An 18,679-nucleotide genomic window follows, 5' to 3' on the forward strand; every position below is an offset into this window, starting at 1 on the left:
TTCACATCGGCTGAGCCGACCTGTTTATCAGAAAGGCCAGCAGAGATCTGCTGGCCTGGCTGTTTTCCTTGCAACGTAAAAATGGGCTGAGCGACGCCGCCCTTAGCGTAGAGAGTCCGCCAGCACGCCTTCTTCTTCCATCTGGTCGAGGCGGCTCAGGAGTTTGCGGGTGATATGTTCGAGCTGATCTTTTTCGCTGGTGCTGAGTGAAGACCACAGCTGATGCAGACAGTTATGCTGCGGCGGCAGAACCTCGCGCAGAAACTGATGGCCTTTTTCAGTCAGCTGCAGATGCAGACAGCGACGATCGTTATCGCTCTCGCGGCGCTCAATCCAGCCGCGTTTTTCCAGTTCATCAGCGATACGGGTGGCGTTAGTACGCGACGAGCCCAGCGCGCAGCTCAGCTCGGACGGCTGGATGCTGTGGTTTTCCTGTGACTCCAGCGTAATCAGCGCCATAAATAATGTCTCGTTAATTCCCTGCGCTTTGAGCATTTTATTGCGATTTTCCAGCAGCTTACCTTGCATATGCATGCAAAGACGAGTTAACAGGATCTCCTGGAAAGGGAAATCTTCGTGGCGGCTGGCGCGGAATTTGAGCATTTGCTCAATGGGAGTAAACGAACTATCCATTTGGGTATGACCTCATTAATTACAGCCGATATAATAACTATTGTGACAAATAAATCAAATGAATTATTGACTCAAACTGATACGTAAGGCTTAGAGCCCGCTGGCGATTTTCCAGGCCAGACCATAGGCAAATGCCGATAGCAGGGTCGGGACAATAATGCTGCGGGTTTTCCAGAAGGCGGCCCCCAGCACCAGAAAGCCGATCAGTGTCGGCACCAGGCGATGGGCGTCGGCGAGGATCTCCGGCACGCTGGAGACCACCAGCAGCGCGCAAATCGAGGCGATGCCAATGGTGTCGAGCAACACGCTGACCGGGCCACGGCGGGCAGGACGGGCATGGCCGGCGCGCAGACGCAGGGGAAGATAGCGAAACAGATAGTTGACGCCGCCGACAATCACGCCGAGCAGAAGGACCTCACTGTTCATCAGGCATCCCCTTAAGCATGGCCTGGATCAGCGCCGTCAGACACCCGCAGACAATCCCGGCGAGGATCGCCGCTGGAATAGAAAATAAGAGAATGCCGCCCAGCGCGCCTGCCAGCGCCGCTGTGACGCAGAGAGACTGCTGACGCTGAAAAGAGGCCAGCAGAAAGCTCATAAACAGCGCAGTCAGCATAAAGCCGAGGGCGGCTTCTACTGCCGGATAATCCACCAGCAGGCCGTTGCCGGACCAGGCGCCGGCCAGCGTGCCGCACACCCACGACGCCCACGAGGTAAACGCGAGACCGATCATCCAGTTTTCGCTCCAGCGGCGATTGTCGCGGACCAGCCTGGCGGTGGCGGCGGCGAAAACCTCATCGGTCAGGCCGAAGGCCCAGAGGGCGGTTTTCTTTTTATCGAGCGCGGAAGCTATACGGCTGCGCAGCGAGGGGCCATACAGCACGTGGCGCACGTCCATCGCCATCACCGTCAGGGCCGCGACCCACAGCGAACTGCCGGCGGCCAGCATGGCGGTGATCACAAACTGGCTGGCGCCGGCGTAAATAATGCAGGAGAAAAACAGGCTTTCCAGTGGCGTAAAGCCCAGCCGGGTGGCGTTTAGTCCGAAGGCGAATGCCACCGGAAGGTAGCTGATGACGATGGGGAGGCTATCTTTGATGCCTTCGCCGACGGTGGCGACACGTTCAGGTAAGGCACAGGTTAAGGGCGCGGGGTTTTCCATATGAATAACTTATCGCTGGATCCATGTGAAGGTGGCAAATTGACCGATGTCTCCACCTTAACAGAGGGCGACGCCCCTTAACACTATGGAAATTCCTGGAATCCGCTTTTCCATGACCTTAACCGTCACTTTGCCCGGCCTTGGCAGGGGAGACGTTCGCCCGGATAAGAGCCAGCGCCTTATCCGGGCGCAGAGTTACTGCTGCGCGGCGAGCGCGGTTTTCACCCAGCTGTCGAACAGCGGCTGGTGGGCTTTGATCCAGCCGTCAACATGACCATTGATGTCGGCTTCGGAAGCATGACCCTCATGCATCATCGCATTTTCGGCGTTAATGTCGGCGATCGGCAGCTTCATCACGCTAAACAGGGTGGCGGCGGCCGGGTTTTTCTCCGCCCAGGCTTTGTTGGCGACAATGTGCATGGTGTTCACCGGGAAGCCATAGTTAGCGCCATTGGCCAGTTTGGTATCAATGTTTTTCTGCTCACCCGGCAGAGAAGAAAACGGCACCTGCAGCCAGACGACGTCTTTACCAGGCTTCAGCACATCGCTAACCCAGTACGGTGTCCAGGTATAGTAGAGCACCGGTTTACCCTCTTTATAGCGGGTGATGGTGTCGGCCATCATCGCCGCGTAGTTGCCCTGGTTATGGGTGACGGTGTTGCTCAGGCCATAGGCGTCAATCTGATGGTTAATTACCGCTTCGCAGCCCCAGCCTGGGGTGCAGCCGGTGAGATCCGCTTTACCGTCATTGTTGGTATCAAACAGTTTGGCGATCTGCGGGTCTTTGAGCTGATCGATGGAGGTGATGTGGTACTGCTCGGCGGTTTTCTTATCGATCAGATAGCCCTGGGCGGCGCCAGAGACAAACACCCCTTTGCGATAAAATTTGTTATCACCGCCCGCCGCGGCGTACATGTCATCGTGCAGCGGCTGCCAGTTGGTGGCGATAAAGGTGGTATCGCCGGCGGCAATGGACGTATAGGCGACGTTATAGTCCACTTCGCTGGGCTTCTCGACGGTGTAGCCAAGTTTCTCCAGCGCGCGGCTGACCAGCAGGGTCTGGAAGGTCTCTTCGGAGATGGTGCTCTGGGCAGGCTTCACGGTAATCCCTTTGCCCGGCAGGTCGGCGGCGAAGGCGCTGGTGGCGAGCAGGGTGGCAAAGGCGGCGGTGGCCATCATCGTGCTATGTCGCATGGTGGTTCCTCTTCTTGTTTAACGGGAAGGGCGGCCCCCCGGCATCGGCTGCTGCCGGGGAGCGGCGCTGTATCGGCTTATCGACAGAAAGGGCGAGTGATAAGCCCCAGCGGGCCGGTGGTGTACCAGCGGCGGTTGCCGCGACTGCGGGCGTCGCGGCCGACAGCCTGAGTGAGGCGGTCAAGAATAATCGCCAGGATCACAATCCCGACCCCGCCGACGGTGGCCAGACCCATATCCAGGCGGCCAATGCCGCGCAGCACCATCTGGCCGAGACCGCCGACGGCGATCATCGAGGCGATCACCACCATCGACAGAGCCAGCATCAGGGTCTGGTTAACCCCGGCCATGATGGTGGGCATCGCCAGCGGCAGCTGAACCTTAAACAGCAGCTGGCGCGGGCTGGCGCCAAACGAGCGCGACGCTTCGATCAGATCCGCGGGCACCTGGTTTATCCCAAGGATGGTCAGACGGACGATCGGCGGCAGAGCGAAGATAATTGTCACCACCACGCCAGGCACGTTGCCGATGCCGAACAGCATCACGATCGGCACCAGGTAGACGAAGGCCGGCGTGGTCTGCATGGCATCGAGCAGCGGGCGGATAATTTTCGCGGCCCGCGGGCTGCGCGCCAGCCAAATACCCAGCGGCAGGCCGATAACCATGCAGAACAGCAGGGCGGTGAGGACCAGTGCCAGGGTGACCATCGCCTGCGACCAGGCACCGATGGCGCCGATGGCAATCAGCGAAATCAGAGTGGCGACTCCCATGCCGAGGCTGGAGATCTGCCAGGCGATCAGCGCGAAGAGAATAATCGCCACCGGCGCCGGCATCCCCAACAGCAGCTGCTGGAAGGCGCTGAGGATATAGTCGATCGGCACACGGATCCCCTGGAACAGCGGGCGGAAGTGCAGCACGATCCAGTCGATGGCGTGGGTGACCCAGCTATCGAGCGGGATCAGCGTTTTATGGAACGGGTCCATGATGTTGAACTGTTCCGGCTGCGGCGCGGGCGCGCTGTGCAGCCAGTCGGCGCCGCCGCCGTCAGCCGGCGCGGCAGTGGACGCGCCACCCCAGGCGTCAGCAGCCTGCGCGGCGCTGTCGGTTGCCGGGGCGCTGTCCCACGGATTAGTTTGATCAGCCATGATTCACCCCCTCGCGATCTAAAGCCTGGAGCAGCATTCGTTTGGAAATGATGCCAATGTATTGTTGTTCTTCATCCACCACCGGGACGGCGCACGGCGCCTGACCGACGTGGGAGAGCAGATCGCTGAGCGGCGTTTGCGCCTCTACTGCCAGCGGGGCGTCAATCAGCGCCGCCTCGATCCCCTGGCCGGCGCTGAGCGCCGTCTTCAGAGAATCAATTGAGACAATCCCGACAAAGCGATTTCCGCGCTCGATGACATAGCCGTATTCCCGGTCTTCATCCTGTAATAATTTCAGTGCCGAACGGGGGCCAAAACCAGGTGTTTTACGAATCAGACCGACCGGGCTACGACGGGCAATATCTTTCGCGCTGAAGACCTGGCTAATATCGACGCCGCGGAAGAAAGTGCGGACATAATCATTGGCCGGATTATTTAATATTTCATCCGGAGTACCGACCTGGACCACTTCGCCATTTTGCATAATGGCGATGCGATCGCCAATGCGCATGGCTTCATCAAGGTCATGGGAAATAAAAACGATAGTACGTTGATGCTTAGCCTGTAATTTGATGAGCTCATCCTGCATTTCGGTGCGAATGAGCGGATCGAGCGCGGAGAAGGCTTCATCCATCAGCAGAATATCGGGATTAATTGCCAGCGCGCGGGCTAAACCGACGCGCTGACGCATCCCGCCGGAGAGCTCATCCGGCCAGGCGTGGGCATAATTCTCCAGCCCGACCTGACGCAGCGCTTCCCGCGCTTTTTGCTCTCGTTCGGCGGCCGGGACGCCGGCCAGCGCCATGCCAAACGCCGTGTTGTCGAGCACGCTCATGTGCGGCATCAGCGCAAAGGACTGAAAAACCATCGCAATTTTCTTGCGGCGCACCTCGCGCAGCTCGGCATCCGACATTTTGGCGATATCGACCCCGTCAATCAGCACCTGGCCGCGGGTGGGTTCAATCAGGCGATTGAGAAGGCGAACCATGGTGGATTTCCCCGAGCCGGAGAGCCCCATGATGACGAATATCTCGCCTTCTTCAATGGCCAGACTGGCGTCTTTGACGCCAAGCGACAGCCCCGTTTTTTCCAGTATTTGCGCTTTGTTGAGTCCTTTCTCAATATATTTGAAAGCCCGGTGGGGGTGCTCGCCAAATATCTTATAAAGATTTTTAATTTCTAATTTAATTGCCATGCAATAGAGAAGTTCCTGTTATTTGTTTATTGCGATATGGTACCCGATGGTGATTATGATCTTTTTACACCCTAACATACTCAGATTCTGTGACAACCCTCAATGGCAAACTCTCGGCAAAATGAGAAGACGGGATTTACGGTTCAGCCCCCGTGATATAAGGGCTGAGAGGCAATTTATTGCAGGTGATATTTTTTGATTATCTTTGGATAATTCGCCTGGAATGGCATGGTTTTCTGCTAAATATGACGCAGTGATGACGGTTAAGCGATGGAGAGAATATTTGGTAGAGAAACCGTTATTCTGAGAAATAGAACACCAGGAATCCGTCCGTGATATTCCTGGTGAAAGTACGGTTAAAAGTCCCAGTCGTCGTCGGCGGTTTCTTCCGTTTTACCTATCACGTAGGAGGAGCCGGAGCCGGAGAAAAAGTCGTGGTTTTCATCGGCGTTAGGTGACAGCGCCGCGAGGATCGCCGGGTTAACCGTTGCCATCTCCGCCGGGAACAGCGCCTCATAGCCGAGGTTCATCAGCGCTTTATTGGCGTTGTAGCACAGGAAAGCGCTGACGTCGTCGAACCAGCCGCTCTCGCCGTACAGTTCCCGGCTGTAGGCCAGCTCGTTGTCGTAAAGATCCATCAGCAGATCGAGGGCGAAATTTTTCAATTCTTCGCGCTTGCCGGGACTGACGATCTCCAGTCCTTTCTGATACTTGTAGCCGATGTAATAGCCATGTACCGCTTCATCGCGAATGATCAGGCGGATCAGATCCGCGGTATTGGTCAGTTTTCCCCGGCTGGAAAAGTGCATGGGCAGCCAGAAGCCGGAGTAGAAGAGAAAGGATTCGAGGAACACGCTGGCGATTTTTTTCTTCAGCGGCTCATCGGCCTGATAGTAGCCCAGCATCAGTTGCGCCTTGCGCTGCAGGGGATCGCAGCTTTCACTCCAGGCAAAGGCGGCATCCACTTCTTTGCTGTGGCACAGCGTGGAAAAAATGGAGCTGTAAGAGCGGGCATGAACCGCTTCCATAAAGCTGATATTCGACAGTACCGCCTCCTCATGCGGGGTCAGGGCGTCCGTCATCAGCGCCGGCGCGCCGACGGTGTTCTGAATGGTGTCGAGCAGCGTCAGCCCGGTGAAGACGCGAATGGTCAACTGCTGCTCCGCTGCGCTGAGGGTTTGCCAGGCGGGAATGTCGTTTGACAGCGGCACTTTCTCCGGTAGCCAGAAGTTGCTGGTGAGACGATTCCAGACCTCAAGATCTTTGTCGTCATTAATGCGGTTCCAGTTGATAGCGCTGATGCGCGTTAAATGGGTCATCCTGTTCTCCTTACAGTGCGCAGGACACGCAGCCTTCAATTTCAGTGCCTTCCAGCGCCAGCTGGCGCAGACGGATGTAGTAGAGGGTCTTAATGCCTTTCTTCCAGGCGTAGATTTGCGCCTTGTTGATATCGCGGGTGGTGGCGGTATCCGGGAAGAACAGCGTCAACGACAGCCCCTGATCGACGTGGCGCGTCGCCTCGGCGTAGGTGTCAATGATCTTCTGGGGCCCTATCTCGTACGCATCCTGATAAAGGGCCAGATTGTCGTTATTCATAAACGGCGCGGGGTAGTACACCCGCCCGGTCTTCCCCTCTTTGCGGATCTCAATCTTCGAGACGATCGGATGAATGCTGGAGGTGGCATGGTTGATGTACGAGATCGACCCGGTGGGCGGCACCGCCTGCAGATAGCGGTTATAGATGCCATAGCGCATGACATCGTCGCGCAGCTGGCGCCAGCTTTCCCGATCGGGCAGGGGAATGCCGGCGCGAGCGAACAGCGCGCGCACCCGCTCGGTTTTCGGCTGCCACTCCTCCTGCAGATATTTGTCGAAGTACGCCCCGCTGGCGTAGCGTGACTGTTCGAAGCCGGCGAAGCGCTGGCCGCGCTCGCGGGCCAGCAGCATCGAGGTGTGCAGGGCATGCCAGGTTACGGTGTAGAAATAGATATTGGTAAAGTCCAGCCCCTCCGGGCTGCCGTAGGCAATCCCTTCCCGCGCCAGGTAGCCGTGAAGATTCATCTGCCCCAGGCCGATAGCGTGGGAGGCCGCATTGCCGGCCGCCACCGAGGGGACCGACTGAATGTGGCTCATATCAGACACCGCGGTGAGGGCGCGCACCGCGGTGGCGATAGTACGGGCAAAGTCCGGCGAGTCCATAGTATGGGCGATATTCAGCGAGCCGAGGTTGCAGGAGATATCCTCCCCGATATGGGCGTAACTGAGGTTCTCATCATAGGTGGACGGCGTACTGACCTGCAGGATCTCCGAACACAGATTGCTCATGGTGATCCGCCCGGCCACCGGACTGGCGCGGTTAACGGTGTCTTCAAACATGATGTACGGATAGCCGGACTCGAACTGGATCTCCGCCAGGCGCTGGAACAGATCGCGGGCGCGGATCCAGCGCTTGCGCACTCGTTCATCAGCCACCAGCTGCGGATAAAGATCGCCGATGGCGCAGTCGGCGAAGGGTTTGCCGTACAGCCGTTCGACGTCATACGGTGAGAACAGGGCCATCTGCGCGTCTTCTTTCGCCAGCTGGAAGGTGATATCAGGGATCACCACCCCCAGCGACAAGGTTTTGATGCGGATTTTCTCATCGGCATTCTCACGCCGGGTATCGAGAAAGCGCAAAATATCGGGATGGTGAACATGCAGCCAGACCGCTCCCGCCCCCTGGCGGGCGCCAAGCTGATTGGCATAGGAGAAGGCGTCCTCCAGCATCTTCATCACTGGCACCACCCCGGAGGACTGGTTTTCGATGCGCTTGATCGGCGCTCCGGCCTCGCGCAGGTTGGAGAGTAAAAAAGCCACCCCGCCGCCGCGCTTCGACAGCTGCAGCGCCGAGTTAACCGCCCGGCCGATGGACTCCATATTATCTTCAATGCGCAACAGGAAGCAGGAGATCAGCTCCCCGCGCTGCTGCTTGCCGGCGTTGAGGAAGGTGGGGGTCGCGGGCTGGAAGCGGCCGCTGAGCATCTCTTCCATTAGCTGCCGCGCCTGCTGCTCATCCCTCTGGGCCAGCGTCAGCGCCACCATTACGCAGCGATCGGCAAAATCCTCGAGGTAGTGCTTGCCGTCAAAGGTCTTCAGCGCGTAGCTGGTATAGAACTTCCAGGCGCCGAGGAAGGTCTGAAAGCGAAACGCGGCGCGCCGGGCATGGGCGAACAATGCCAGCACAAACGCGCGGTCATAGCCGGCCAGCACCTGCGGATCGTAATAGCCCTCGCGGACGAGCCAGGTGAGTTTATCCTCCTGGCTGGCAAAGGTGAGGGTGTTGGGCCGGACCTGGGCGGTCATAAAGGCCTCCACCGCCTGGCGATCTTTCTCAAACGGGATGCGACCCTCGCTGTCGTACAAATTCAGCATCGCGTTGAGGGCGTGAAAATCCGCCGCGGCGGTTATACGTTCTGCGGTTGTCGTTGCCAAAATTCGCTGACTCCTTTACGCACGTTGTCGATATCGTCGGGGGTTCCCATCAGCTCGAAGCGGTAGAGATAGGGCACGGCGCATTTTTGCGCGATGACCTCCCCGGCACGCCCCCAGGCGTCGCCAAAGTTGCGATTGCCAGCGGCAATCACCCCGCGGATCAGCTGGCGGTTATGCACGTCGTTTAAAAAGCGGATCGCCTGACGCGGTACCGCGCCGGCCGTGCCGCCGCCGCCATAGCTGGGAACGATGAGAATATAGGGTTCGTCTACCTGCAGATGTTCGCGCTCGCTCAGCGGGATGCGCACCGCCGGCAGCCCCAGGCGCTGCACAAAGCGATGGGTATTCTCCGAACGGCTGGAGAAGTAGACGATGAGGCTCATGCGCTGGCCGCCGTGGCGGAGGGGCGCAGGCGATTGATCATGTCCGGGCGGAAGCCGCTCCAGCGCAGATCGCCGGCGATCACCACCGGCAGCTGGCGAAATCCCTGTTCGCGCAGGGTGTCGATGGTGTTCGGCTGCTGGTCGATGTTTACCATTTCAAAAGGCAGTCCCCGGCTCTCCATGGCTCGCCGGGTGGCATGGCATTGCACGCAGTCATTTCGAGTGTAAATAATAATGCGCATGATTCGTATTTCCATTTAAGATAACAGCACAGCGCTAAACGCAGCGTCGAACGTTGTGGGTCATTCGATAAGGAAATACTAGATGTAGTTATTTAAAACTTCAACCACTCAATATATAGCGTTTTTAGCAAGGAGTTCCCCCGCCGGGATAGTTCGGCGGAGGAGGGGGGAGGCTGTGCGGAACTACAGGCGCATAGCGACGGCGAGGCGGTTAAACGCGTTCATCAGGCTGATGGCTAAGGTCAGGTCGCTTATCTGACGTGGGGTAAAATGCTCCTGCAGCGGCAGGTAGACGTCATCTTCCGCATGGCTGACGGCAATGTCGGTGACCGACTCGGCCCACGCCAGCGCTGCGCGTTCGGCCGGTGTGAAGTGAGCGCTTACCCGCCAGCCCGCCAGGGCATCCAGCTTGCTTTGCGCCATACCGCCCTTGCGCAGCGCCTGGCTGTGCTTCTCAAGGCAGAAGGCGCAGCCGTTGATCTGCGAGACGCGTAAATAAACCAGCTCCACCAGGGCGCTGCCCAGCTCGCTTTTCTCCAGCGCGATGCTGGCCTGTACCAGCCCTTTATAAACTTCCGGGCTCAGTTCACTGAATGGCTGACGTAATTGGCTCATGGTGTTCTCCTCTCTAAGACGGCAGCCAAAATAGCACTATAATGGACTGCAAAAGATAGCCATATTGTGATGAAAAAAGCAGACCATAATGGAAGCTCATGACCTCCCGCTTTATCAGCGTATTGCCCGCCAGCTAAAATCCGCCATTGAACGGGGCGAACTGGCCCCGGGCAGCCGTCTCCCCGCCAGCCGGGTGTTTGCTCAGGAGCAGGGTGTCTCCCGGGCGACTATCGAAAACGCCTGGGGCGAACTGGTCGCCCAGGGCTGGCTTGAGCGGCGCGGGCAGGCAGGAACTTTTGTCAGCGAGCGGCTCAGTCCGCGCCAGCTGGCGCCGGTAACGCCAGCGCAACCTGCCGCATCGGCGGAGCCGCTGCCGTTTCAGATGGGGCTGCCGGCGCTGGATCTCTTTCCGCGCGGGCTGTGGGCGCGAGTGATGGGGCGCCGACTGCGCACGCAGTCGCGCTTCGACCTTGCTCCCGGCGATCCCGGCGGCGACCCGCTTCTGCGCCAGGCGATCGTGGACTATCTGCGCCTGTCGCGCAGTATTGACTGCCAGCCAGAGCAGGTGCTGATTACCGGCAACTATGCTACCGCCATGGATCTTATCCTGCGGACGCTGGCGCAGCCGGGGGAGCATATGTGGATGGAGGATCCGGGGTATCCCTTTATCCGCCCGGTCGTTGAGGCCAGGCAGCTGGTGGTGGATGCCATCCCGGTGGACGACGAAGGAATGGATGTTGGCTGGGGCTTGCGCCATCACCCTCAAGCGCGGTTTGCCCTGCTCACCCCGGCCCACCAGAGCCCGCTGGGGGTCGCGCTGTCGCTGCCCCGACGTCGCCAGCTGCTGGCGTGGGCTGCGGAGCGCGACGCGTGGATTATTGAGGACGATTACGATAGTGAGTTTCGCTATCGCGGCAAACCGCTGCCGCCATTGAAAAGTCTCGATGCGCCGCAGCGGGTTATCTACGCGGGCACCTTTAGTAAATCGCTGTTTCCGGCGCTGCGCACCGCCTGGCTGGTGGTGCCGACCCCGCTGGTGGCGCGTTTTCACCAGACGGCGGAGCGTCAGCCCTGCACTGTTCCCACCCTGTGGCAGCAGACGCTGGCGGATTTTATCCAGCAGGGCCATTTCTGGCGTCATCTGAAGAAAATGCGCGCCAGCTACAGCCAGCGCCGACAGTGGCTGGAGTCGGCTCTGCAGGCGCAGGGCTTTCAGGTCACGCCGCAGCAGGGAGGTATTCAGCTGGTCATGCCGGTCAGCGGCGACGATCGCCTGCTGGCGCGACGGGCGACAGCGGCCGGGCTGGCGGTGCAGGCGCTGAGCGACTGGCGGATACGCCAGGCTGGCGAAGGGGGATTACTGATGAGTTTTACTAATATTCGCTCGGCGGCGATGGCCGATGCGCTGGCCCGGCGGCTGAGGGAGGCGATCCGGGGCGATGGCGCATAAAAAACCCCTGCGGCCAGAGGCGCGCAGGGGCTGACGCGTATTTGTTATCTTCATTTCTATCCGTGAAACTGGCGGGCTCCCGCTCGCTCGTAGAACAGCAGAAGCTGACGCTGTAGCTATTATCGACGTAAATTGAGCAATACGCCAATAAATACCCCGACGGCGGCGGCGGCACCCACGCTGTGCCACGGTTTATTGCGTACATAGGTGTCGGCACAACCCAGCGCATCGCATGCTGCCTGGCGCGCATCCAGCGCCGCCTGCTGCACCCGGTTGTGGCCGTTAAGGCGGGCGCGGGTCTCTTTTAACAGCGACTGTGCTTTGACACGCGCCGCTTCCGCTTCCTCTTTCGCATCACTGCCCCACGATTTCAGGACCTCTTCCAGCGTATCCGCTAATTGGCTGACATCGTTATGAATATCTTCGGCGTTCTCGTCAAAATTGTTGCGGTTCACATGGTTAGCCATCGTTATCTCCCTTAATTCCATCGAGTGAGTAAGTGTAGGACAAGATTTTGAATTATGCTTACTGCTGTGGTTTCTGGAATTTTCCGAAAGCACTGCGCTTAACGAATAAGGTAAGGTCAATGTGCGGTAAAAGATAACGAGGAATCAGTATGTATTTAAGACCCGATGAGGTGGCGCGTGTTCTTGAAAAAGCCGGCTTCACCATGGATGTTGTGACGCAAAAAGCGTACGGCTATCGCCGCGGCGATAATTATGTTTATGTGAACCGCGAAGCGCGCATGGGGCGAACAGCGTTAGTTATTCATCCGGCGTTAAAAGAGCGTAGCAATATGTTGGCCGAACCGGCCTCCGATATCAAAACTTGCGACCATTATGAACAATTTCCGCTGTATTTAGCCGGAGACGCGCAGCAGCATTATGGTATTCCGCATGGGTTTAGCTCACGTATGGCGCTTGAGCGTTTTCTGAATGGACTATTTGGCGAAGCCCAGCCGGCCATGTCGACGAATTAATTAGGCAAGGGATGAGTCAGGCGGAGCGGACTGAGAGGAAAAAGCGACTGGCAGCGCCAGTCGCTGATAATGCGTCGGTCAGGCTTTCGCCTGCTGGTAGGGAGCCACGCGGAACAGGCGGCGGCAATAGTCGAGGAAGTAGCCGTAAGCGGCGCCCATCATCATCGAAACCGCCAGGTTTGAGCTCACCGCAGCGACAATCTGGTGGCTGTCTGCCCCCACGCCCCACAAAATAGCCACATACACCGGTGACTGAAAGGTGACGTAGGCCAGCACGTCGGCCATATTTTTCATCCAGCCAGCCGGGCTGATACGCCGGGCCTGACGCATGGCAAAATCGCGATACATCCCGTAGGGTACGGCAATAATAATGTTGACCGGGATCGCCACCAGGCGCGACGATAAAGACTGCTCAAACGTCATACCAGAGAGAAAAATTTCGATCATCATGTTGACGACGGTGCAGTAAACCACCATCGCAAAGGTGTCTGCAACCGCGTGCCGCAAGCGGGAGTGCGCAGAGAACATCGGAGTGCTCCTCGAAAATGAAGTCAATAACGCCGAAAAATGCGCGTTGGTATAGCGTTTTTGGGCTGCCTGTTTTGATGTGCGTAGAGTATATCTCTGCATTAAAAGTGGCAACTAGCTATAAATTTTTATTTATCGCCTTTTTGTCGATAAAATACTCTGCAGTAGTTCGTTTTTTGTTCGTTACGCTACTTTTATTCCCTTCTTTGTTAAATTAATTGTTTTTCAAATAGTTATATTTGTTTTCTCTCAAGGGGCTGGCCGACGACTCGGCGCCTGCCTGCCCGCTGCGGCGCAAAATCACGTTAGCGTGTGACTGAGGTCATATTTAGAATTTTTTATGCCATCGCACGCATTTTTATGGTGAAAAACTCTGAACTGGTGCGTGTTGTTTTATTCCGAATGACTGATTAACTATTCAGTGTGTCGGGAGGGGGGGATCGGCTAGACCACCGACGATGAGCTGGTAACCTGCTGACCGCAAAGGTAATATCCTCGGCGGGTTATATTTTATTGCGCGTCCGGGATCCGGTTTTATCTATTCATTATCGCTTTTTGCCAGATTTATGAAAAAGCAAAGCAATGTCCCAATATAGTCCCGATAGATAAAGGACATTACCCCGGTAATATATTTTTCTGGATAACCGAAGGCTGGAAATAAATAAGCGTTTCTATTACACTTGCCGCGTCGTATCTTTTAATTTTTTATCTGGGATTTTTTAATTTTATGTCTTTAATGTTACACAAACTGAATAATATCCGTTCACTGCGTTCCCTGTCCCGTGAATTCTCCATTGACGTGCTTGAAGAGATGCTGGAAAAACTCAGGATCGTCACTGAAGAAAAACGGACGCAACAGCAGCTGGCAGCGCAGCAGCAGGCTGAATATCAGGAAAAAGTAAATACCTGGCTTGAACTAATGCGCGCCGACGGTATTTCTCCTGACGAGCTGGTGGCGGATATTCAGCCACCGAAGACGGGCGGTAAAAAGCGCCAACCGCGTCCGGCGAAATATCGTTATATCGATCATACTGGTGCTGAGAAAACCTGGACCGGCCAGGGAAGAATGCCGAAGCCGATTGCCCAGGCGGTCGCCCAGGGTAAATCGCTGGAGAGCTTTTTAATTTAACGCTTACGGGCCAGCGCCAGTCCGGCGGGGGAGTCCCCCCGCCGGACTGGCCTGATAGCCTTAAGTGAGGAGGGCTTCAGCAGACGCCGAAGTCTCCCTCTTCCTGATAGGGCGTCACCTCGTCTGACTTCAGCGTATAGCGTTCTCCCTGCTCCTGTGCGGCCTGGACCACTACCAGCTGCTCCCCATTCACTTCCACCACTTTCAGTTTTGGCCCACCCGCGCGCGGTTGTACCAGATCGCCGACAGCAAACATCATTCACTCCTCACGATTAACATCCTGGATGAACCTAAACCATAGCTCAACGCCCGGGCACTGAACACCGGTGTGTTGTTTTTTGTTAAAACAATTTGGAGGTATATGTATTAATGTTGTTAATGTTTCGCTGACGCCATACCGCTGCTGACAAGGGGGACGGCGAGGGTAGGGTTACCACTAACAGGTCAGGAAAGACACCATGAAGTATATCATTCTGTTGATCATTGTTATTGCTGTGCTGTATGTGCATTACCGCGGACGCGTGCGCTATCGTTTCTGGCGGCAACTCTCCGACCATTCCACATTTACCGCACCGCTGAATGGATTTATGTATTTATTTTCCCGCGTGCCGAATACGCCATATCTGCGTCCGGAGATGTTTCCCGAGCTGGCGATATTGCAGCAGAACTGGCAGGTTATTCGCGACGAAGGGATCCATCTCCAGCAACTGGAGCAGATCAAAGCGGCCGATAAATATAACGATGCCGGATTTAACTCATTTTTTAAAACCGGCTGGAAGCGCTTTTATCTGAAATGGTATGAGGATGCCCATCCTTCCGCCAGCCAGCTTTGCCCACACACCACCGCGCTGTTGCGGGACATTCCGTCGATAAAAGCAGCCATGTTTGCCACCCTGCCGGACGGCAGTCGTCTGCCGCGCCACCGCGATCCCTACGCCGGCTCGCTGCGCTTCCATCTTGGCCTGGCGACGCCGAACGATGACCGCTGTTTTATCGAGGTGGACGGTCAGCGCTACAGCTGGCGCGATGGGGAAGGGGTCCTGTTTGATGAGACCTATATCCACTATGCGGAAAATACCAGTGGTGAGAATCGCCTGATTCTGTTCTGCGATATTGAACGGCCGATGCGCTACCGCTGGGCGCAGAAGGTGAACTACTGGCTGGGACGTCATCTGATGAGCGCCGCCTCGGCGCCCAATGATACCGGCGATCGTACCGGCGGGATTAACCGGGCGTTTCGCTATATCTATCAGATCCGCATTGTCGGCAAACGGCTGAAAAAATGGAATAAAACCGTCTATTACATCGTCAAATGGCTGCTGTTCGGCGGTATTGCCTGGCTTATCTGGAGCGCGTTTTAACGCCCCTGGCGCCGGTTCCAGGGCATGACTGCCAGCAAGCGCGCCATACCGCAAAAGCCGGTCACCCCGGCGAAGGTGAGCCCGGCACCGACCGCGCCGCTGAGCAGGAAGAAGCCGCTGCTCACGGTATAGCCCAGCAGCACACCGAGTAAAATCAGGGCGCCAGCGGCAATTTGTACCTGGCGCATCAGCGGCAGCGGCTGGGATTTATCTTCTGCTACCGGGAGCCCTGCGGCTTTCCATGCCTGAATTCCTCCCGCCAGCAGGCAGGCCTGCGCCGGCGCGGCGGCCGCGGCCAGGCGAATCGCATTATTCTGCGTCCGGGAACCCGCCTGGCAGTGAAAGATGACCGTCTCTCCGGCCCGGGCATTGAGGGACGTACCGCTGGTCAGGGCGGCGAGCGGCACCAGCTCGGCATCGGGGATATGTTCGCGCGCGTATTCATCCGCATCACGGATATCAATCAGTCTGGCGCCCTGGGCAATCAGCGCCCGGGCTTCGGCAGGGGTTACGGTGGCGATAGTCATAGGATCCTCACGGGCAATAGAGCGTTTTCAGCGTGTTGATCACCTGCTGTACCGCAGGGTGGGTGATGAAATAGTGGATACGCTGGGCGTCGCGCTCGCTGTCGATCAGCCCCTCGTCACGCATTCGCGCGAGATGCTGCGAGGTGGCGGAGGGGCTCAGGCCGGTAGCCCGCGCCAGCTCACCAGCGCTGGCTCGCGGCGCGTCGCAGAGCATGCACAGGATCAGCAATCGGTGAGGATTGCTCATCGCTTTCATCAGCGCGGCGGCTTCTCCGGCGCGGGCCTGCAGGTCTTCAGGTGTGGTCATATATTTTAGCTTTTTCTAAATTTAGATAACTCTAAAATAAAAAGGCCGCTAGCGCCAGCACATTCTCTCCACGACTCAGGCCGGAACGGCGAGCTGGGCAATCTGCGCCCGGGCGCGGGCGATCCCGGCGTCGCGACCCTGCGGACGATTGTCCAGCCCTTCGGCATAGATAAATTCCACCTCATGGATCCCCATCAGCCCCAGTACCGCGCGCAGATAGGGGGTGATGGCGTCGGTGGTTTCTCCGAGATGAATCCCGCCGCGGCTGCTGACGACCACCGCCCGAACGCCCTCGACCAGCCCCTGCGGCCAGCTGTCGGTGTAGCGAAAGGTTTCCCGCGCCCGCGCCACGAGGTCGAACCATTTTTTCAGATCGGTCGGGACGTTGAGGTTATACATCGGGGCACCGATCACCAGCAGGTCGCTGGCCTTTAACTCGGCGATAAGCTGGTCGGAGAGCGCGACCGCCTCGCGGATGGCCGGCTGCGGATCCGCCGCTCCGCGCAGGGCGGCGAACAGGGAGCGATCCAGCGTTGGCAGCGTCATGGCGCTGAGATCGTGTTCGGTGAGCCGATCGCGGTGTCCCGCCGCCTGACGCGCCGCGAGAAATTCGTTAATCAGCTGATTGGTCAGGGATACTTCGCCGTTAATGCTGGATTTTAATACCAGTACGTTCGCCATGATGAGTGCCTCAAATGAAGGATGGAGGCAGAGACTACCACTGTCTTTTTGGTCTCAGGAGTGACATTATTTTCCACTATTGTATCCCCTAAGGAACCAATCTGTGCGCGACGATCTGAATGCGATCCCGGTATTTGTCACCGTGGTCGAGAGCGGCAACTTTGCCAGCGCGGCGGCGATCCTCCATGTGACGCGTTCGGCAGTGGGAAAAACCATTGCCCGGCTGGAGGCGCGCCTCGGCGTGGCGTTATTCCAGCGCACCACCCGCAGGCAACTGCTGACGGAAGAGGGAGAACAATTTTACCACCAGTGCCGGGAGGCGCTGGGGCGGATCCGCGAGGCTGAAGAGGCGCTGCAGCGCGGCAAAGGTGAGGTGCAGGGGCGGCTGCGGGTGTCGTTGCCGGTGCTGTTTGGCCAGCGCTGCGTTGCACCGCTGCTGTTCCTCCTCAGTCAGCGCTATCCGTTACTGAAGCTCGAGCTCCACTATAGCGACCGGCAGGTTAATCTGCTGGAAGAGGGGTTTGATCTCGCGGTGCGTATCGGGAGCCTGGCCGATACCGGGTCGCTACGGGCGCGGGCGCTGGGGGAGCATGGCATGGTGCTGTGTGCGGCGGCGGAATACCTGCGCCAGCAGCCGGCGCCGCAGACCATTGCCGGGCTGAGCGAGCACCGTACTCTCGGCTATCTGCACAACGGCCAGCTGCAAAAATGGCAACTGTATGACCCGCAGCAGGGCGAAGTGCGCTTCAGTCCGCAGACGTGGCTGATACAGGATGATTTTGCCGCCATCGCGGCGGCGGTGCAGCAGGGAATGGGCATCGCCTGGCTGCCGGACTGGCTGGTGGCGCAGGCGCTTGCCGACGGAACGTTGCAGCAGGTGTTGGCGCCCAGCGCTCAGGTGCGTTTCGCCATCCACGCGGTGTGGCCGGAGGGGCCGTGGCTGCCGCAAAAAACGCGGGCGGCGATCGACGCCCTGCGGGAAGGGCTGCCTCTTGCGGCCAATTTACCCTCCCGCGGTTAAGGGTGTCTTAAGGCGTCCGGGCGATAATGACAGAAAGATGACGACTGAGAGCTCTCGCTATGAACGCCCTGGAAACCCTGAATCAATCTGTTTTTCTCGCCCTGAATGCGCAGCCTGGCGCCGCGGAAGGCTTACTGTCGCTGGCCCGTTTTTGCGCCACTGGCATCGTGTTTATGATGCCGGCGATCGCGCTCGGCCTGTGGTTCCTCGGTGGCCGTGAGGGGCATCGCCAGGCGCTGTTTATGACCCTGGCCGTGGTGATTTCCCTCGGGCTGGGGATGGTGTGCGGAACGCTCTGGTTCCATCCGCGGCCGTTTATGATCCCCCTCGGCCATACCTGGATAAGCCATCCGGCGGATAACAGCTTCCCCAGCGATCACGGGACGGTGATGTTCAGCGCCGCGTTTGCGCTGCTGTCGCTGCGCCTGCGGGTGCCTGGCCTGCTGATGCTGCTGGCCGCGCTGCCGGTGGCCTGGTCGCGCATCTATCTTGGGGTACATTTTCCGCTCGATATGGTGGGGGCGGCCCTGGTCGCCGTCGGTGGGGTCATCGTGGCAAAACGGATCTGGCAGGTGGCCGGCTCACGTCTGGTGCTGCTGTGCGAGGCCGTCAGCCGGCGCATGTTCTCCTGGCTGCCGGCGCGCTTTACGCCGTAG

The 18,679-nt window shown here is 58.0% G+C and carries 22 protein-coding genes and 1 pseudogene; 6 read left to right on the top strand and 17 right to left on the bottom strand.

Features of this window, described 5'->3' with window-relative positions; translation table 11 throughout:
* Nucleotides 1–102: 102 nt before the first annotated feature.
* The 11 genes from mprA to ACKLKD_RS12555 all read right to left on the bottom strand — a co-directional run bounded on the left by mprA (nt 103) and on the right by ACKLKD_RS12555 (nt 10,040).
* Nucleotides 103–633 (bottom strand): transcriptional repressor MprA, encoded by a 531-nt coding sequence (gene mprA, locus ACKLKD_RS12505; RefSeq protein ID WP_002914337.1) that lies wholly within the window; start codon nt 631–633, stop codon nt 103–105.
* 90 nt (nt 634–723) lie between these two features.
* A complete protein-coding gene (gene ygaH, locus ACKLKD_RS12510; RefSeq protein ID WP_025712750.1) occupies nt 724–1,059 on the bottom strand; it encodes an L-valine transporter subunit YgaH in 336 nt (111 codons plus the stop codon).
* Complete coding sequence (locus ACKLKD_RS12515) at nt 1,049–1,795, bottom strand: AzlC family ABC transporter permease (RefSeq protein WP_087805269.1); 747 nt, start codon at nt 1,793–1,795, stop codon at nt 1,049–1,051. The genes ygaH and ACKLKD_RS12515 overlap by 11 nt, the downstream gene beginning before the upstream one ends.
* Nucleotides 1,796–1,990: 195 nt before the next feature.
* Nucleotides 1,991–2,989, bottom strand: coding sequence for a glycine betaine/L-proline ABC transporter substrate-binding protein ProX (gene proX, locus ACKLKD_RS12520; RefSeq protein WP_025712748.1), 999 nt, complete (start codon nt 2,987–2,989; stop codon nt 1,991–1,993).
* 77 nt (nt 2,990–3,066) lie between these two features.
* Nucleotides 3,067–4,134 carry a glycine betaine/L-proline ABC transporter permease ProW gene (gene proW / locus ACKLKD_RS12525; protein WP_087805267.1) on the bottom strand — a complete coding sequence of 356 codons (1,068 nt, stop codon included), beginning with the start codon at nt 4,132–4,134 and terminating at the stop codon, nt 3,067–3,069.
* Nucleotides 4,127–5,329, bottom strand: coding sequence for a glycine betaine/L-proline ABC transporter ATP-binding protein ProV (proV, locus tag ACKLKD_RS12530; RefSeq protein WP_025714840.1), 1,203 nt, complete (start codon nt 5,327–5,329; stop codon nt 4,127–4,129). Before proV ends, proW begins: the two co-directional genes overlap by 8 nt.
* A 356-nt stretch (nt 5,330–5,685) precedes the next feature.
* On the bottom strand, nt 5,686–6,648 hold the full coding sequence (nrdF, locus tag ACKLKD_RS12535; protein WP_087805265.1) for a class 1b ribonucleoside-diphosphate reductase subunit beta: 963 nt from the start codon (nt 6,646–6,648) through the stop codon (nt 5,686–5,688).
* 10 nt (nt 6,649–6,658) lie between these two features.
* Nucleotides 6,659–8,800, bottom strand: a complete 2,142-nt coding sequence (gene nrdE, locus ACKLKD_RS12540) for a class 1b ribonucleoside-diphosphate reductase subunit alpha (RefSeq protein ID WP_025714842.1) — start codon at nt 8,798–8,800, stop codon at nt 6,659–6,661.
* Nucleotides 8,773–9,183 (bottom strand): class Ib ribonucleoside-diphosphate reductase assembly flavoprotein NrdI, encoded by a 411-nt coding sequence (gene nrdI, locus ACKLKD_RS12545; protein WP_025714843.1) that lies wholly within the window; start codon nt 9,181–9,183, stop codon nt 8,773–8,775. Before nrdI ends, nrdE begins: the two co-directional genes overlap by 28 nt.
* A complete protein-coding gene (gene nrdH / locus ACKLKD_RS12550) occupies nt 9,180–9,425 on the bottom strand; it encodes a glutaredoxin-like protein NrdH (protein ID WP_025714844.1) in 246 nt (81 codons plus the stop codon). Before nrdH ends, nrdI begins: the two co-directional genes overlap by 4 nt.
* A gap of 183 nt (nt 9,426–9,608) precedes the next feature.
* On the bottom strand, nt 9,609–10,040 hold the full coding sequence (locus tag ACKLKD_RS12555) for a carboxymuconolactone decarboxylase family protein (RefSeq protein WP_025714845.1): 432 nt from the start codon (nt 10,038–10,040) through the stop codon (nt 9,609–9,611).
* An 88-nt stretch (nt 10,041–10,128) separates the two neighbouring features.
* Here ACKLKD_RS12555 and ACKLKD_RS12560 point away from each other — a divergent pair, with 88 nt between their 5' ends.
* Complete coding sequence (locus tag ACKLKD_RS12560) at nt 10,129–11,490, top strand: PLP-dependent aminotransferase family protein (protein WP_025714847.1); 1,362 nt, start codon at nt 10,129–10,131, stop codon at nt 11,488–11,490.
* A gap of 119 nt (nt 11,491–11,609) precedes the next feature.
* On the opposite strand, the gene ACKLKD_RS12565 is transcribed toward ACKLKD_RS12560, so the two are convergent.
* The gene (locus tag ACKLKD_RS12565) at nt 11,610–11,957 is read right to left on the bottom strand and encodes a DUF883 domain-containing protein (protein WP_002914293.1); all 348 of its coding nucleotides are present in this window, start codon (nt 11,955–11,957) and stop codon (nt 11,610–11,612) included.
* A 149-nt stretch (nt 11,958–12,106) separates the two neighbouring features.
* Here ACKLKD_RS12565 and ACKLKD_RS12570 point away from each other — a divergent pair, with 149 nt between their 5' ends.
* Nucleotides 12,107–12,469: a DUF2002 family protein gene (locus ACKLKD_RS12570; RefSeq protein WP_002914291.1), complete on the top strand. Its 363-nt coding sequence runs from the start codon at nt 12,107–12,109 to the stop codon at nt 12,467–12,469.
* Nucleotides 12,470–12,547: 78 nt separating this feature from the next.
* Here the strand turns inward: ACKLKD_RS12570 and alaE are convergent, their stop codons facing one another.
* Nucleotides 12,548–12,997, bottom strand: a complete 450-nt coding sequence (alaE, locus tag ACKLKD_RS12575; RefSeq protein ID WP_025714848.1) for an L-alanine exporter AlaE — start codon at nt 12,995–12,997, stop codon at nt 12,548–12,550.
* Nucleotides 12,998–13,724: 727 nt separating this feature from the next.
* On the opposite strand from alaE, the gene stpA reads away from it, so the two are divergent.
* Complete coding sequence (gene stpA / locus ACKLKD_RS12580) at nt 13,725–14,126, top strand: DNA-binding protein StpA (RefSeq protein WP_042930104.1); 402 nt, start codon at nt 13,725–13,727, stop codon at nt 14,124–14,126.
* 76 nt (nt 14,127–14,202) lie between these two features.
* On the opposite strand, the gene ACKLKD_RS12585 is transcribed toward stpA, so the two are convergent.
* Complete coding sequence (locus tag ACKLKD_RS12585; RefSeq protein WP_025714850.1) at nt 14,203–14,382, bottom strand: hypothetical protein; 180 nt, start codon at nt 14,380–14,382, stop codon at nt 14,203–14,205.
* Nucleotides 14,383–14,584: 202 nt separating this feature from the next.
* On the opposite strand from ACKLKD_RS12585, the gene lpxO reads away from it, so the two are divergent.
* Nucleotides 14,585–15,487: a lipid A hydroxylase LpxO gene (lpxO, locus tag ACKLKD_RS12590; RefSeq protein ID WP_025714851.1), complete on the top strand. Its 903-nt coding sequence runs from the start codon at nt 14,585–14,587 to the stop codon at nt 15,485–15,487.
* On the opposite strand, the pseudogene ACKLKD_RS12595 reads toward lpxO, so the two are convergent.
* From ACKLKD_RS12595 to ACKLKD_RS12605, 3 genes and pseudogenes are all read right to left on the bottom strand, one after another.
* Nucleotides 15,468–16,014 (bottom strand): annotated as a pseudogene (locus tag ACKLKD_RS12595) (rhodanese family protein). The gene lpxO and the pseudogene ACKLKD_RS12595 overlap by 20 nt on opposite strands.
* Before the next feature lie 7 nt (nt 16,015–16,021).
* On the bottom strand, nt 16,022–16,321 hold the full coding sequence (locus ACKLKD_RS12600; RefSeq protein WP_002914277.1) for an ArsR/SmtB family transcription factor: 300 nt from the start codon (nt 16,319–16,321) through the stop codon (nt 16,022–16,024).
* Nucleotides 16,322–16,396: 75 nt separating this feature from the next.
* Complete coding sequence (locus tag ACKLKD_RS12605; RefSeq protein ID WP_025714853.1) at nt 16,397–17,002, bottom strand: FMN-dependent NADH-azoreductase; 606 nt, start codon at nt 17,000–17,002, stop codon at nt 16,397–16,399.
* A gap of 103 nt (nt 17,003–17,105) precedes the next feature.
* Here ACKLKD_RS12605 and ACKLKD_RS12610 point away from each other — a divergent pair, with 103 nt between their 5' ends.
* Both ACKLKD_RS12610 and ACKLKD_RS12615 read left to right on the top strand, forming a co-directional pair.
* Nucleotides 17,106–18,023, top strand: coding sequence for a LysR family transcriptional regulator (locus tag ACKLKD_RS12610; protein ID WP_025714854.1), 918 nt, complete (start codon nt 17,106–17,108; stop codon nt 18,021–18,023).
* Nucleotides 18,024–18,082: 59 nt separating this feature from the next.
* Entirely contained in the window at nt 18,083–18,679 is a 597-nt protein-coding gene (locus ACKLKD_RS12615) for an undecaprenyl-diphosphatase (RefSeq protein WP_025714855.1), read from the top strand.

The sequence above is a fragment of the Klebsiella sp. 10982 genome, assembly GCF_048589245.1.
In the GTDB taxonomy this organism is placed as follows: Bacteria; Pseudomonadota; Gammaproteobacteria; order Enterobacterales; family Enterobacteriaceae; genus Klebsiella; species Klebsiella quasivariicola.

What these genes read in the sequence shown, in the direction of transcription:
- mprA (WP_002914337.1), bottom strand. Translation starts at nt 633, where the DNA reads ATGGATAGTTCGTTTACTCCCATTGAGCAAATGCTCAAATTCCGCGCC.
- ygaH (WP_025712750.1), bottom strand. Translation starts at nt 1,059, where the DNA reads ATGAACAGTGAGGTCCTTCTGCTCGGCGTGATTGTCGGCGGCGTCAAC.
- ACKLKD_RS12515 (WP_087805269.1), bottom strand. Translation starts at nt 1,795, where the DNA reads ATGGAAAACCCCGCGCCCTTAACCTGTGCCTTACCTGAACGTGTCGCC.
- proX (WP_025712748.1), bottom strand. Translation starts at nt 2,989, where the DNA reads ATGCGACATAGCACGATGATGGCCACCGCCGCCTTTGCCACCCTGCTC.
- proW (WP_087805267.1), bottom strand. Translation starts at nt 4,134, where the DNA reads ATGGCTGATCAAACTAATCCGTGGGACAGCGCCCCGGCAACCGACAGC.
- proV (WP_025714840.1), bottom strand. Translation starts at nt 5,329, where the DNA reads ATGGCAATTAAATTAGAAATTAAAAATCTTTATAAGATATTTGGCGAG.
- nrdF (WP_087805265.1), bottom strand. Translation starts at nt 6,648, where the DNA reads ATGACCCATTTAACGCGCATCAGCGCTATCAACTGGAACCGCATTAAT.
- nrdI (WP_025714843.1), bottom strand. Translation starts at nt 9,183, where the DNA reads ATGAGCCTCATCGTCTACTTCTCCAGCCGTTCGGAGAATACCCATCGC.
- nrdH (WP_025714844.1), bottom strand. Translation starts at nt 9,425, where the DNA reads ATGCGCATTATTATTTACACTCGAAATGACTGCGTGCAATGCCATGCC.
- ACKLKD_RS12555 (WP_025714845.1), bottom strand. Translation starts at nt 10,040, where the DNA reads ATGAGCCAATTACGTCAGCCATTCAGTGAACTGAGCCCGGAAGTTTAT.
- ACKLKD_RS12560 (WP_025714847.1), top strand. Translation starts at nt 10,129, where the DNA reads ATGGAAGCTCATGACCTCCCGCTTTATCAGCGTATTGCCCGCCAGCTA.
- ACKLKD_RS12565 (WP_002914293.1), bottom strand. Translation starts at nt 11,957, where the DNA reads ATGGCTAACCATGTGAACCGCAACAATTTTGACGAGAACGCCGAAGAT.
- ACKLKD_RS12570 (WP_002914291.1), top strand. Translation starts at nt 12,107, where the DNA reads ATGTATTTAAGACCCGATGAGGTGGCGCGTGTTCTTGAAAAAGCCGGC.
- alaE (WP_025714848.1), bottom strand. Translation starts at nt 12,997, where the DNA reads ATGTTCTCTGCGCACTCCCGCTTGCGGCACGCGGTTGCAGACACCTTT.
- stpA (WP_042930104.1), top strand. Translation starts at nt 13,725, where the DNA reads ATGTCTTTAATGTTACACAAACTGAATAATATCCGTTCACTGCGTTCC.
- ACKLKD_RS12585 (WP_025714850.1), bottom strand. Translation starts at nt 14,382, where the DNA reads ATGTTTGCTGTCGGCGATCTGGTACAACCGCGCGCGGGTGGGCCAAAA.
- lpxO (WP_025714851.1), top strand. Translation starts at nt 14,585, where the DNA reads ATGAAGTATATCATTCTGTTGATCATTGTTATTGCTGTGCTGTATGTG.
- ACKLKD_RS12600 (WP_002914277.1), bottom strand. Translation starts at nt 16,321, where the DNA reads ATGACCACACCTGAAGACCTGCAGGCCCGCGCCGGAGAAGCCGCCGCG.
- ACKLKD_RS12605 (WP_025714853.1), bottom strand. Translation starts at nt 17,002, where the DNA reads ATGGCGAACGTACTGGTATTAAAATCCAGCATTAACGGCGAAGTATCC.
- ACKLKD_RS12615 (WP_025714855.1), top strand. Translation starts at nt 18,083, where the DNA reads ATGAACGCCCTGGAAACCCTGAATCAATCTGTTTTTCTCGCCCTGAAT.